The 13,805-nt window shown below is 45.9% G+C and carries 9 protein-coding genes; 3 read left to right on the forward strand and 6 right to left on the reverse strand.

Translation table 11 applies throughout. The features are described from left to right. Nucleotides 1-103: 103 nt before the first annotated feature. From QUA80_RS00600 to QUA80_RS00610, 3 genes are all read right to left on the reverse strand, one after another. Nucleotides 104-3,283 (reverse strand): tetratricopeptide repeat protein, encoded by a 3,180-nt coding sequence (locus QUA80_RS00600; RefSeq protein ID WP_333420396.1) that lies wholly within the window; start codon nucleotides 3,281-3,283, stop codon nucleotides 104-106. Between the two features lie 361 nt (nucleotides 3,284-3,644). Beyond that, nucleotides 3,645-3,857, reverse strand: a complete 213-nt coding sequence (locus QUA80_RS00605) for a hypothetical protein (protein ID WP_333420398.1) — start codon at nucleotides 3,855-3,857, stop codon at nucleotides 3,645-3,647. 86 nt (nucleotides 3,858-3,943) lie between these two features. Continuing rightward, the gene (locus QUA80_RS00610; RefSeq protein ID WP_333420400.1) at nucleotides 3,944-4,294 is read right to left on the reverse strand and encodes a hypothetical protein; all 351 of its coding nucleotides are present in this window, start codon (nucleotides 4,292-4,294) and stop codon (nucleotides 3,944-3,946) included. A gap of 388 nt (nucleotides 4,295-4,682) precedes the next feature. Here QUA80_RS00610 and glgP point away from each other — a divergent pair, with 388 nt between their 5' ends. Beyond that, nucleotides 4,683-7,241 (forward strand): alpha-glucan family phosphorylase, encoded by a 2,559-nt coding sequence (glgP, locus tag QUA80_RS00615; RefSeq protein WP_333420402.1) that lies wholly within the window; start codon nucleotides 4,683-4,685, stop codon nucleotides 7,239-7,241. A gap of 80 nt (nucleotides 7,242-7,321) precedes the next feature. Here glgP and QUA80_RS00620 read toward each other — a convergent pair whose 3' ends face one another. From QUA80_RS00620 to QUA80_RS00625, 3 genes are all read right to left on the reverse strand, one after another. Next, nucleotides 7,322-8,101 (reverse strand): DUF429 domain-containing protein, encoded by a 780-nt coding sequence (locus QUA80_RS00620; RefSeq protein WP_333420404.1) that lies wholly within the window; start codon nucleotides 8,099-8,101, stop codon nucleotides 7,322-7,324. Between the two features lie 48 nt (nucleotides 8,102-8,149). Next, on the reverse strand, nucleotides 8,150-8,299 hold the full coding sequence (locus tag QUA80_RS33670; RefSeq protein WP_445302193.1) for a ribbon-helix-helix domain-containing protein: 150 nt from the start codon (nucleotides 8,297-8,299) through the stop codon (nucleotides 8,150-8,152). Nucleotides 8,300-8,390: 91 nt separating this feature from the next. Then, nucleotides 8,391-11,393, reverse strand: coding sequence for a PAS domain S-box protein (locus tag QUA80_RS00625; protein WP_333420406.1), 3,003 nt, complete (start codon nucleotides 11,391-11,393; stop codon nucleotides 8,391-8,393). 343 nt (nucleotides 11,394-11,736) lie between these two features. Here QUA80_RS00625 and QUA80_RS00630 point away from each other — a divergent pair, with 343 nt between their 5' ends. Together QUA80_RS00630 and QUA80_RS00635 are read left to right on the forward strand one after the other, a co-directional pair. After that, nucleotides 11,737-12,315 (forward strand): hypothetical protein, encoded by a 579-nt coding sequence (locus QUA80_RS00630; protein WP_333420408.1) that lies wholly within the window; start codon nucleotides 11,737-11,739, stop codon nucleotides 12,313-12,315. Nucleotides 12,316-12,671: 356 nt separating this feature from the next. Next, complete coding sequence (locus tag QUA80_RS00635; protein ID WP_333420410.1) at nucleotides 12,672-13,709, forward strand: M20/M25/M40 family metallo-hydrolase; 1,038 nt, start codon at nucleotides 12,672-12,674, stop codon at nucleotides 13,707-13,709. Nucleotides 13,710-13,805 lie beyond the last annotated feature (96 nt).

Below are 13,805 nucleotides of genomic sequence, written 5' to 3' on the forward strand. Positions count from 1 at the left end.
TGAATTTTGCGAACACTTGCTACTCCTAATTGCTGACGATCGCATTTACGGATACAGATACATCTGGAAATGCGATCGGGTTAACTGTTCCGCCTGTTAGTAACTACCGCGCATCGCCAATTAAAATAAACGGCGACCAATAAAACGGATGCCGCTGGATTTGACTCAACTTAGCTTGCCGCAATGCTTCATTTTTACTCATCCCTGTATTGATATTTTGATAAAAGTCAACCATCAAATCTTTAGTAGCGGCATCATCTACACTCCACAAACTCGCCATCACAGCTTGCGCGCCCGCCCGCTCGAATATATAAGCCATGCCCGATATTTCTTCACCGTTGGAATTCGCTTGTATGGCAGTTTCACAAGCACTTAAAGTGATGAGTCTGGTGTTTTGCAATCCTAATAAGGCGGCATCGCGAATATTGAATTGACTGTCAGCAAACAGCAGCGTGTTTTCCTCCATGCCCAAATTTTGACAGCCTCCCGATTGGAAACAGCCGTGAGTTGCGAGGTGCAAAAAGGGAAAGCGGGGTGCTTGAGTTTTGAATCGATCGAGGGTGGCGTCATTGCCAGTATAAGCGGAACTTCCTGACAATAATTGAGCGATATTTCTCACTTCTTCTTCGGAACCGGGTAGATTTTGGGGCGGGCGGGGGACTGGATTTCCTAATGCTAAGACTCCACCTTTTGAAGTTGAATCGGGAATTGCCCTTGTGGAAATGCGGGTGAGATAGTTGACGGGATATTTCTGGATGAGGAATTCATTTGTTTGTTTGTCATACAGGGTTTCAAAGGGGATGTAGCGCAGTTTTCCCGTGGCGATGATGCTCAATTGTTTGGGGGAAATAGCTTTAATTTGGTCTTCGATCGGACGGATCAGGATTTCGTAGAGTTTGCTGCCTGTTACGGTGAAGTTTGTTTCGCCAATATCTTGCACTTCTTTGCGGTATTGAGTGAGGAGATTGTCGAATTCTGCGGGGTCGATCGGAACTTTTTTAACACTTAAACTGTCTTTTGTCAAGACAAATAGGGCGACGGTATTGGGGACACCTGAGATATTTGTCAGCAAGACGGGTTGAATGACAGCGGTATCTGGCGCGATATTTGCTTTCAGTTGGGCGATGTCTTTGGGTGTGGTTTCAAATAGTTCGGCGACTTCTGGGAATTGGCGGGAGATTGCTTCGGCTTGGCGGTTGACTTCTGTTTCTAATTCTCGCATTTGTCGGGAGAGATTTTCGGAGAAATTGTCTTCGAGTTGGCGGCGAAGCGTTTGGAGTTGTTGATTTTTTTGATTCCATTCGTCAATGGCTTTTTGTGCTTGGAGGTTGGATACTTGGGCGTTGATGAGGCGGGTGTAGTCGGCGAGATCGGCGGTGGTGGCGATGTTGACCCATTGAAAAGCGCGATCGGCTTGGTTTTGGTCGATGAGGATGTCAACAAGTGCAATGGCGTTTCCTCTTTCACCTTCTAAAAACTTTTGGCGATTTTCTTGCTGTAAACCCTTTCGTATTTTTAAGGTAATTTGGACAGATTGCTGAAAATTTTCGATCGCTTGAGTTGGTTGCATCGTATCTTGATAAACGGCACCAATATTACTCAAAATAGTAGCTTCCATCATCCGATCGCCCACTTCCCGTTTAATTAGTAAAGCTTGGTTATAGTATTTTAATGCTTCTTCTGGTTGTCCAATACTGTGGTACACTCCACCAATATTATTCAAAGTAGTAGCTTCCCCCGCACGATCGTCCACTTCCCGTTTAATTGGTAAAGCTTGGTTATAGTATTTCAATGCTGATTGCGGTTGTCCAATTCTGAAGTACACTCTACCTATATTATTCAATGTAGTAGCTTCCCCATTGCGATCGCCAACTTGCAGCAGAAGTGGTACGGCTTGGTTATAGTATTTTAATGCTTCTTGTGGTTGTCCAATGTTGGCGTATACTGCACCAATATTATTCAAAGTAGTAGCTTCCCCCGCACGATCGTCCACTTCCCGTTTAATTGGTAAAGCTTGGTTATAGTATTTCAATGCTGATTGCGGTTGTCCAATGCTGAGGTACACTCCACCTATATTATTCAATGTAGTAGCTTCTATCATCCGATCGCCCACTTCCTGCAGAATTGGTAAAGCTTGGTTATAGTATTTCAATGCTGATTGCGGTTGTCCAATGTTGGCGTACACTCCACCTATATTATTCAAAGTACGAGCTTCTATCATCCGATCGCCCACTTCCTGCAGAATTGGTAAAGCTTGGTTATAGTATTTTAATGCTTCTTCTGGTTGTCCAATGCTGAGGTACACTCCACCTATATTATTCAAAGTACGAGCTTCCCCATTGCGATCGCCCAGCTTCTGCCAAATAGGTAAAGATCGGTTATAGTATTTTAATGCTGATTGCGGTTGTCCAATGGTGCTGTATACTCCACCAATATTAGTCAAAGTAGTAGCTTCCCCCTTGCGATCGCCCACTAACTGCCTAATTGGTAAAATTTGGTTATAGTATTTTAGTGCTTCTTGTGGCTGTCCAATACTGTGGTACACTAAACCCATATTATTCAAAATAGTAGCTTCCCCCGCGCGATCGCCCATTTTCCGCCTAATTGGTAAAGCTTGGTTATAGTATTTCAATGCTGATTGCGGTTGTCCAATACTGTGGTATGTTCCACCAATATTACTCAAAGTAACAGCTTCGCCGTTGCGATCGCCTATTTGCCGCCAGATTGGTAAAGCTTGGTTAAAATATTTCAACGCTGATTGCGGTTGCGAGATCGTTTCGTACACTGTACCAATATTAGTCAAAGTACGAGCTTCAATCGCCCGATAGTTTACTGCCCACAAAATTGCGAAAGCTTGCTTCAAGTATTTCAATGCTTCTTGCGGTTGTCCAATGCTTTTGTAAACTTCACCAATATTATTCAAAGTAATAGCTTCCGAGTTGAGGTCGCCTACTTCCCACCAAATTGATAAAGCTTGTTTGTAGTATTTCAATGCTTCTTGCACTTGTCCTATACTGTCGTAGATTGCACCAATATTATTGAGTGCTAGAGCTTCATGTTGTCTCTCTTTAAATTGTCGTGCAATGGCTAAAACCTGCTGCCATGTTTCTATTGCCTGTCGCGGTTGCTGTTGCCTTGCTTGCTCTATGAGTTGCTTTAATTTTTCAAGCTGTGAATTTTGACTTTGCGCCCAACTCGGTTGAACCATCACCGGCACAGTCAGAGGAGTCAAAAACACACCCAAAACCAAAACACTGCTAATAATTCGTTTCATTCTTTTCATGATTCACCACTGACGATTAATAGAATAGGCATCTGAATTTTGACTGAGGCGAATTCTACTTTTACTTGCTATTTTTGACTGTTTTGATATTATCAAAATAATTACAATTAAATAACCAAGCCGCTGTTATGTCAATTCATATTATTCAGCAACTGGACTAATTATTCGTAGGTTGGGTTGAGCGAGAGCGAACCCTCCGTTTCACTCCGCCCAACTCTCTGAGGCTAACAAGTTGGGTTTCATTCCTCAACCCAACCTACAACTGGACGCACTCCGACCAAAGAAATCGGGTTTTTATCGAATCTGCGATGCTCTAACGAAATATTTTTGTAAAAAACCCGGTTTCTGGCCCCCGACAAACTCAATACGGAGTTGCTGCAATTGTCATGGTCTTTTTCTGCACATCAAATTGCATTTCATCCACGACAAATTGCCTGTCTTTTGCGACTCCCACAACCCCCCGCAATTGCCCCCGACTCACGATAGGCGGCCTCAATTTCACCTCAGCTTGACCTTTAACAATATCTATCAGTCGAAAAGCGCTGATGGGAATACCATTGTGTTTATTAGACATCTCCAGAAAAGCCAGTCTTGAACAGGCTTTCCGGCCTGTTCCACAATAATTATTGGAGAGGTATATTGATTAGGTACGATCGCACATCACAACTTCAAACACACCCCCCGGAATAAGCCGACACAAAGCCCTCCGCCGATCGTCCGCATCCTGGCGGTTGACAAAACGCGCGATCGCATAATGCTCAGCATTCGGTAAAATTCGGACATCGCCCCAGAATGGCGATCGTTGCCAACAATCGGAGAATTGGCTTTTCTCAGAATGTTGAGGTAGCAGGCGATCGCACTTCCTTTGAGATTCGCCCCGAGACCCAGAATCAGACACACCGCCAAGCTTTCGATCTCTGGCCCAGTCATGCGCGCGCGATCGACCTCAAAATCCTCATCAGCATAGCTGCGGGTACCCGACAGCAGTTGCGTGATGCCAAAATAATTCAAAGCTTGTTGATAGCCACGGTTATAGGACTTACCCGCGATTGTTGAGAAACCGGGTTTTTTTACGAAAGATTCGATAAAAAACCGGGTTTCACCGGCCCGGATGCCTCCAGGACTGGGTTATATTCGTTCCCGCAGGTCACAGGCATTGAGAAATCTCATCGGGAAGTGCGAAAAGCCGTTTTAGGGGCGATCGGCATTTGCAGAGGGCGACCGCAGTTAAAAGCTTACCTGTGCTGGGGACACGTTACTGCCGTGTCTTTTACGGATAGTCGATCGACTTGAGGAGCGCTCGCCCCCGCTTGTTAAAACTTAAAATAGTGTGCAGAATAACCGACTTGCGGCTAAAGACAGAGGAAAATATCGCTACCCCAACATAAAGGCTTTGTCTATGCAGCCAATTCGCACATTTAACGTTTCGCCCTCGCTACCAGCAATTCTCGAACCTCTACGCAAACTTGCCTATAACTTGCACTGGGATTGGAACGTCGATACCAAAGACCTTTTCCGCCGCCTCGATCGAGACCTGTGGGACTCCAGCAACCAAAACCCGGTGCTGATGCTCGGAACCATATCTCAAGAGCGGCTGCAAGAAATGGCAGAAGACGAAGGCTTCATTGCCCAGATGAACCGAGCAGCCCAGCAGTTAGACGATTATCTCAAAAATCGCGCCTGGTATCGCAAACAGCGCGGCACCGAGCAGCAAGAATGCTACGCTTACTTTTCGATGGAATTCGGCTTAGTTAAAGCCCTACCGATCTATTCGGGCGGTTTGGGCGTGCTCGCAGGCGACCACCTCAAATCAGCTAGTGATTTGGGCTTGCCCTTAGTCGGTGTCGGCCTGCTCTATCAAGAAGGTTATTTTTCGCAGTATCTTAACGCCGACGGCTGGCAGCAAGAACGCTATCCGCTCAATGATTTCTACAATATGCCGCTGCACCCAGAACGCAATCCCGACGGTTCGGAATTGCGGATTGAGGTGGACTATCCCGGCCGCAAGGTGTATGCCCGGATTTGGCGGGTGCAAGTGGGAACGGTTCCTTTGTACCTGATGGATACAAATATTGAACCTAACAGTCGTTACGACCAAGATATTACTGACCAACTGTATGGCGGTGATAAAACTCTGCGGATGCACCAAGAAATCATGCTGGGCATCGGCGGCGTGAAAATGCTCAAGGCATTGGGGCTGACAGTCACTGCTTACCACATGAATGAAGGTCACGCGGCTTTCATGGCTTTGGAACGCATTCGGATGCTGATGGAGGAATATCACCTGAGTTTCGAGGAAGCGGAACAGGTGGTGGTTTCGAGCAGTATGTTTACGACTCACACGCCGGTACCTGCTGGGTTTGACTTGTTCGAGCCGGATATGGTGATGCACTATCTGAGTGAGTATCCCAAGAAGTTTGGCTTGTCGCAAGATGAGTTTTTGGGATTGGGCCGGGAGAATACTGGCGATTTGTCCGCACCTCTGAATATGGCAATTTTGGCAATTAAAATGTCGAGTTTTGTCAACGGGGTGGCGGCTTTGCACGGTGTGGTGTCGCGCCCGATGTTTCAGGGTTTGTGGCCGGGTTTGCCCGTGGATGAGGTGCCGATTACTTCGATTACCAACGGGGTGCACGCTCGCAGTTGTGTGGCGAAGTCTACTCAGGAGTTGTACGATCGATACCTCGGCCCGGAGTGGGAAATGACTCGCAAGGACGATCGTCTCTGGGACAGGCTTTCGTCGATTCCTGATGAGGAACTGTGGCGCAATCACGAACGCTGTCGATCGGAGTTGGTGGTGTTCGCACGGGAGTGGCTGCAAAAGACTTTGCGCGAGCGCGGTGCGGCCCAAACGGAAATCGAACACGCGCGGGAGGCTCTCAATCCGAAGGTGCTGACGATCGGGTTTGCCCGCCGCTTTGCTACTTACAAGCGGGCGACGCTGTTTTTGCGCGATGTCGATCGAATTATGCGGATCATGCGGGACAAAAACCGCCCCGTGCAGTTTGTAATTGCTGGGAAGGCTCACCCGATGGATATTCCGGGTAAGGAATTGATTCGGGATATCGTTCACTTCATCCGCGAACACGAAACGATGAGCTCAATGGTGTTTTTGCCGAACTACGACATTAACGTGGCTCGGATGATGGTGTCGGGCTGCGATGTGTGGCTGAATACGCCGCGCCGGCCCCGGGAGGCTTCGGGTACTTCGGGGATGAAGGCTTCGATGAACGGTTTGCCGAATCTCAGCATCCTCGACGGCTGGTGGGATGAGGCTGATTATGTTCGTACCGGTTGGCCGATCGGACATGGGGAGTTTTACGAAGATACTAAGTATCAGGATGAGGTCGAGGCGAATGCTTTGTACGACTTGATGGAAAAGGAAGTTGTACCGCTGTTTTACAACCGGGATGCTGATGGCATTCCCCGCGGTTGGACGGAGAAAATGAAGGATTCGATTCGCTTGAACTGTCCTTTCTTCAATACTGCTCGCATGGTGAAGGATTATGCGCGGCGGGCATATTTCCCGGTGAGCGATCGCTTCCACACCATGACTTCGGATAATTGCGCTCCCGCCAAGGAGTTGTCTCATTGGAAGAAGCACGTTCTGGCGAAGTGGAAGGATATAAAGATTGAGGCTGTTGATATTTCTCAGGATAAAGAAGTTAAGGTTCATCAGTCGATCGCTGTTAAATCTCGCATCAATCTGATGGGATTAACGCCTGCGGACGTGCAAGTTGAACTTTATCAAGGTTCGGTTGATGCTAACGGAGATATTGTCGGTGGCGTGCCGGTGGTAATGGAATATTTGGGAGAAGATTCTCAGAATGCTAGCCTTTATACGGCTGATATTACTTATACTTCTAGCGGCTTGCAAGGTTTGTCGTTGCGGGTTTTGCCGAAGCACGACAATCTCAGCAGTCCTTATGAAGCTGGCGTGATTCTCTGGGCGCATTAGTCAGTTGGCTGTTGACCGTTTGTTGTCATGCCCAATGCCCAATGCCCTGTTTGCCCAAAGCTGCGATCCTGCCTTTCTCCTTATCGAGGTTGGGGAATGACTATGTAGCCGTTTGTGCGATCGCCCAATACCAAATTCCTCTCTATTCCCCAGTACCACCAGTGAGCACCTATATAAGCGCACAGCAAGGCATCTAGCTGGTCTTCTAAGGCTTTGAGTGTGGCAATACTGGTGGGGATTTCGGGGAGTTTTGAACCGCTCACAGGCAAGATGCCTGTGCCGCAGCTTACAGGCAAGATGCCTGTGCCACAAGACAGATTTAGAGAGGGTTCAAGGCTCGGTAAAATATCTACAATATACTGGCAGAGTTTCATCAATTCTAGTTGACGTTCTGCCAGTTTTCCTTTTTTGTATTTGATGATTTTGTCTAATTTAAATAAGTTTATTGTGGCTGGATGGGGATAGACTTCTATTTGATATCTGCCTAGTTTTTGAGATTCTATTATCGGTGCGTGGAGAAATCCTCTGGCTTCTAAACTGAGGCCGAATTCTACGGTTTTTTGGGCGAAGGGGCGGGAAAGGTTGGCGGGATAGCAGCCTGCGTGGTAGCGCGCGAAGTGTTTGTGCGTGAGTTTGTCCGCGAGGCGCATTCCCGTAGGATTGGGGATGATTGTGGGCGCGTCTACGGCGATGATGGCTGGTTCGGTTGGGGAGACTTGGGTGTCGAGCCAGGTGAGAATGTCGTTAGGGGATTGTTGGCGATCGCACTCTATTAATTGTAATTGATTGTTTTCCCAATTTAAGCAGCACAAGCCGCTTGCTCCTGAGCTCCAACCTAAGTCTATGCCGATAAATTTCATTGCTAACCTGGCTCAAATTTTATTTGGTTTATCATCAGATGGCGGGGACTATTGTGGTATTTGTTTTTGGAGTTCTCTGCCAGCTTGTTCCAAAATGAATGCTGACAAGCCGGTGATTGAACGGCTTTGCTCATTTGCCCACTTTTGCAGTATGTCATAGATTCCTTCTGTTATAAAAGTTGATATGCGTTTAGCGATTAGAGGTTAAGAAGTTAATTGTTGTTTATTTAAGCCGATCTCCACGATCGAGTATTTTAGACAATTTTGGCGAAAGTGCAGCACAATGATGCTATTGTGCTGCACTTTGTATGCGCGCGACGATCGGGGGAAGCTGACAATCGTACTGGGGGAAAAATAACGAGCTCGCTGGGAGTTTTTTTCTCCCCTGATAGAGGGGACAGCTAACCCCGGTTTGGTATAAATTAAATTGCTGGAACTGCCTGGCCGGAAAGTTGGCGGCTATCCCCAAATCTGGTTGCCAAGCATCCTGCCAAGCTTGATTCTGAGTGCTTGCAGTTTCTAGTACCCCTTGGCTAATAGGTACAATTAGTCCGTTCTCTTCAGGGATGGGAATAAATGTAGCGGGAGCAACTAAACCTAATTCTGGAGAATGCGAGCGCAGCAGGGCTTCCATACCCGGCATTTTCCAAATAGTTACGTTGACTTTTGGCTGGTAGAAAAACTCAAATTTTCCTTGTTCTATATCCTCGTACAGCCTGTTTTCTACTGTCAGCAACTGGCTGCTTTGGGGATTAATTTTTGAAGTATATAACTGATAGTTATTTCTTCCCATTTCTTTAGCACGGTACAAGGCGGCATCGGCATTTTTGACTAAAGCATCGGCATCTTCGCCGTCGTTTGGATAAACGGCAATGCCGATGCTGCTGCTAACATGAAACGGCTGTCCTTCTAGTTGAAATGCTGGCTTTAAATTGTCGAGTATTCTTTGAGCTGTTTTAACTGCATCTTCTAAGCAATTGATCTCGGGAAGCAGTACGGTAAATTCGTCGCCTCCCCAGCGGGCTACCGTATCAGTCGATCGCAAAGTATCGGTGATGCGTCCGGCAAAACCTTCTAACAGGCGATCGCCCGCAGCGTGACCTAGTGTATCGTTAATCTTTTTGAATCTGTCCAAGTCTAAAAACATCACCGCTAGCATTTTTTTTGTTTTTTTAGCTTGTTTTAATGACACCACCAGCCGCTCGTTAAAAAGAATCCGGTTCGGTAAACCTGTCAGTTGGTCGTAAACAGCTTGATAGCGAATAATTTCTTCAGCTTGCTTGCGCTGAGTAATGTCCATCATTGTGCCGATCGCCCGCACTGCTTTGCCGCTTGCATTGCGGATGATGTGTCCGCGATCTAGTACAAAAACATATCCCCCGTCTGCATGGCGAAAGCTGTATTCCTCCGACCAACATTGAGCGTCTGAATTCATTGTTTCGTTGAAGCTTGACTTCACTCTTTCCCGTTCTTCTGGATGAATATTTAGCCACCATGATTCTAATTCTATCGTCTGAGTTTCATTGAGTTTGTATCCAAAAAGTTTTTCAAACTCTTTACTCAACCAATACTCATTTTTTAATAATTCAAAATCCCATACCGCATCATTTGTCGCCCGCGTCAGCAGGTGAAAGCGTTCTTCGCTTTTGCGGAGTTTTTCTTCGGATTGCAGGCGTTCTGTTACATCTCGAAAGCTGAATACTCGACCAGTAATTTTGCCTCCCGTGCGCTGGGGTATCGAGTAACGCTCCAAAATTCTGCCATTTTTAAACTCGATGATATCGACACTTTCTGCTGCGGGAAAATCGGACAATTCTTTACCAATGCTGAGAAATATTTCCGGGTATTTTAACTGGTTGATTCCGAACCCCAAAAATTGGTTGTTATCTCTCGAATCTAGCAGGAAATCCGGCAACTCGAACATTTCGGCAAACTTGCGGTTAAAGCTGAGAACTTTTCCTCCGCCGTCAACCGCGAGAATGCCGTCAGCAGTAGATTCAATGGTTGCTTGAAGCAACGAAAGAGATGTTTCTAATTCTAACTCGGCTAATTTGCGATCGCTGATATCAAACGCTGTGACTAATATTGACCGTTTTCTCTCAAATTTTATAAGATGTACAGTTGCTTCTATCCAGCGTGTTTCTCCGGTTTTCGTGAGAATTCTCACTTCATATCTTGAGCCTGCACTTGAGCGCGGCTGGCTGGATTTACCCCATTTTTTAACTGTTTCTCGAAAATCAGGATGAATTAAATCATATAAATCCAACCCCAGCAATTCTTCGCGAGTATATCCAGTCACAGCTTCTGTGTGAGAATTGACATAGCGCAACTGTCTGCGGTGATATATTAATGCAGCAGCATTAACAGTTTCTATCAGTTGCCGAAACTTTTTTTCACTGCGCCGAAAATTTCTTTCAGCCCGCTTTCTGTACGTAATATCTTGTGATACGTACAACTTGCCACGGACTTCGCCTTTGCTGTCGCGAATAGTTGAAATAGAAAGCTTTACAATTATTTTTTTTCCCTGTTTGGAAAGGTAGACTTTTTCGACGTTGCGGACAGAACTTTCGGCTGTTAAATTTGCTAATTCTAACCCGGACTCAGGTGATTCAGTTGTCTTAAAAAGTTCCGCTACTGGTTTGCCTAACAACTCTTTTTGAGAGTATCCTAAAAGTTGACAGGTAGCTTGGTTTAACGACAGGATATGACCGCCCGGGGTGGTGGCAATTATCGAGACGTTCATTTCCTCGCAAATATCGAGGGCATATTCGGCAGTTTGCTGCAAATCTTGGGTCATGTTGGCAATAGTATTCCAAATATCCTCTTCTTTTGGATGCAACACTGTTTCGGCTTCTGGTAGCTTGTCATTCCCTGTTTCAAACTTCGCTTTGATTAACGCGATCGCCTGGGATAAAATATTTACTGTATTCGTTCCGATCGATAAGGAGATTACTACAAAAATAAAAACCAGATAAGAACAGATTATTTTTAACCTGAAAGTACGCTTTTTTCCGGTAGTTTCATCAGATTGTATAAAATTTTCGCTCGGTAAATTTACTGATTCTATGTGGGATAATTTATCCAAAAATAAGTTGGCGCTTGCAGGCGCAGGAGGGCGAGATGCCGATCGCAAATAGCTAAGTTTCTGAGGCGCTACCAAAATTGTCTCTACAGCCCGATTGCCGTCTCCCTCCCCTACAGTTGCCGCCATTTTTTTTGCATTGATGCAGCCTTCCCCACTAAAGATAGCAGCAGCTAAATATCCCAACATTAATCTATAGATGATTTTCATTTGCTCCGCTGCGTAAGTTTAAATAGATTCTTGATTGGGTAAAAAATGTCAAAGAACTAAGCATACTTTCAGGAATGATAAAAAAACTATCGCACCTTAATTTATGTTGATTTTGTAAATTAAATGCCCACCCATTCAGATTTTATGTTCGCCACTAATTATAATTTTAATCTTAATTTAAACTGCGGCATCAGCCATTGTGCCACAAATTATGCGCCATTATGCCTAGACACCGGGTGGCAGCGCGCTAAAATTAGATAATTCCCGCAAGAAGGCGACCGGGATTTGTTATAAAAATAAACAATTAGCTTAAAATCGATGCAGAGGTCCACTAATTGAACCCATGAGTCAGACCATCCCAGAACTCCAAAAAGAAGTCCGCGCGCTGGAATCAGAAGTTGCCACCCTGCAAGAGGCGCGGGAAAAACTTGGCTTACAGCGCTCAGAGTGCCGAGTGGCAGTCAGTTTTCCGAAGAATAATACTCCTGAAGCCATTGCCGAGTTCCACCAGCAAACTGCTGCTTTTGGGGAGCAGTGGTTGCAGCAAATCCAGGAGATTGACCGAGAAACTAAAATTATTGAAAAGCAACTGCAACAAAAACAGGCTGTACTCAATTACCAACAAGGTGAACTAGAAAAATTGCTGGCCGTACAGCACTGGCACGAAGTAGAAAACCACGTTCAAACCGGGGAAAAACGCTTGCAAGCACAAGCTCGCAGAATCAATCAAGCAGCAGCGCAGCTAGAGGCAGAAATCCAAGCTTTAAAAGCACTGTACGACCAACTCAATCCGAGTTATTCCGAGTGGTATCAACAACCAACTCAAATCGTTGAATTTTCTGCAAAAACTATTCCTTATGCTTTTACCAGCAGCAGTGGCTTGATCTTGGAGAACAAGGAGATTGAGTGGGAAAAAAAGTAGTTTTGAGTTGTGAATGTTAAAGGTAAATTACTAAGGTGAATATCGCCGTCGAATACTCGAATAAGCAAAACCCATTTGACGGCGATATTCAAATATTTGTACCTGGTTTCTTAGGTAAAAAATACACACAAAGCTGCCTCTACCGCAGCTAATATTAAGAGTTTTGAGTTTCATTTTTGGAAACAGTTTGATTTTGAACTCGGGTATCAAGATAAAATCTAAAATCTAACAGTCCTAGACAGATAAACCGGGTTGTACGAAAAGACTTCGCTGCAACCCTCTCTCCTGCTAAAAAAAACCGTTGATGAGAGTGAGGAGTGCGTAAGCCCTGTCTAAAATCTCAAATAGACTTACTGATGAAACAATTGATTTGGATAGCGCTATTTATTTTGGTTGCGGTGGTGGCTGTGGGTTGGCATTCTGACTCGTGGCAGCGGTTGTCGGGTGTACCCGCAGTTTCGCTCGACCGCAATATCCACACTTCCCAAAACCCTTCTCCCTTACCGCTTCCTGCTGAAAAAAATGCAGTTTATCAGCCCGAAATTGACCCGTCCCGGTTGTGGAAACACGTCGAGACTTTAGCAGGAGAACGCGAGGGAGAACGATCTCGCTCTTTTACTAGAGACTACATTTCCAAACAACTGCAAACATTAGGATTTTCCGCAGAGTTGCAGCAGTTCGATCGAGGAATCAACGTGTTCGCTGAGAGAAAAGGCACTGACTCAAACGCCGGTGCAATTTTAGTGGCAGCCCACTACGATACTGTACCAAACTCGCCCGGGGCTGACGACAATGCGACGGGAGTTGCTGTAGTTTTAGAAGTAGCAAGATTGCTGGGTTCTCGCCCCACACCTCGGACACTGCAAGTAGCTTTTTTCGACAGGGAAGAAATCGGACTTTTAGGCAGTTTAGCATTCACTGGTAGCGACGCGCGGTTAAAAAATTTGCAGGGAGCGATCGTCCTGGATATGGTAGGTTATGCCTGCCGCACGCCCGGATGCCAGCAATATCCCGAAGGATTGACAGCGCAACCTTTTCTAGAAGCATCGGGGGTAAAATCTCCGGATAAAGGCGAGTTTATCGCTGTGATTGGCGATGCGGAACATCCGCTGCTGTTGAAAAGTTTTGCGGAGTCGGCAAAAGCTGATTTACCTGCGGTGGTGGCGCTGCCGGTTCCCCTGAAAGGGTTGCTGACTCCCGATGTTTTGCGGAGCGACCACGCCCCTTTTTGGTATAAAGGAATTGGTGCTGTGTTGGTAACGGATACTGCAAATTTGCGATCGCCCCACTATCACCAATCTAGCGATACATTAGCAACTATCGATCGACCTTTTTTCGCCGGTTCTGCTCAAATTGTTGTTAATGCCACGGCTAAATTATTGGAAATTAGGTAATGGGTAATCGGTAATTCTACTCGTTACCAGGCTCTGCCTGGTAACGCATATCCGGAGACTCTGCCTCCAATTTTCCCACGCCAAGCAAGCGAGGCA

It is taken from the genome of Microcoleus sp. F4-D5 (assembly GCF_036704885.1).
In the GTDB taxonomy this organism is placed as follows: domain Bacteria; phylum Cyanobacteriota; class Cyanobacteriia; order Cyanobacteriales; family Microcoleaceae; genus Microcoleus.

Coding starts and splice junctions, on each gene's coding strand:
- QUA80_RS00600 (WP_333420396.1), bottom strand. CDS start 3,283: ATGAAAAGAATGAAACGAATTATTAGCAGTGTTTTGGTTTTGGGTGTG.
- QUA80_RS00605 (WP_333420398.1), bottom strand. CDS start 3,857: ATGTCTAATAAACACAATGGTATTCCCATCAGCGCTTTTCGACTGATA.
- glgP (WP_333420402.1), top strand. CDS start 4,683: ATGCAGCCAATTCGCACATTTAACGTTTCGCCCTCGCTACCAGCAATT.
- QUA80_RS00620 (WP_333420404.1), bottom strand. CDS start 8,101: ATGAAATTTATCGGCATAGACTTAGGTTGGAGCTCAGGAGCAAGCGGC.
- QUA80_RS00625 (WP_333420406.1), bottom strand. CDS start 11,393: ATGAAAATCATCTATAGATTAATGTTGGGATATTTAGCTGCTGCTATC.
- QUA80_RS00630 (WP_333420408.1), top strand. CDS start 11,737: ATGAGTCAGACCATCCCAGAACTCCAAAAAGAAGTCCGCGCGCTGGAA.
- QUA80_RS00635 (WP_333420410.1), top strand. CDS start 12,672: ATGAAACAATTGATTTGGATAGCGCTATTTATTTTGGTTGCGGTGGTG.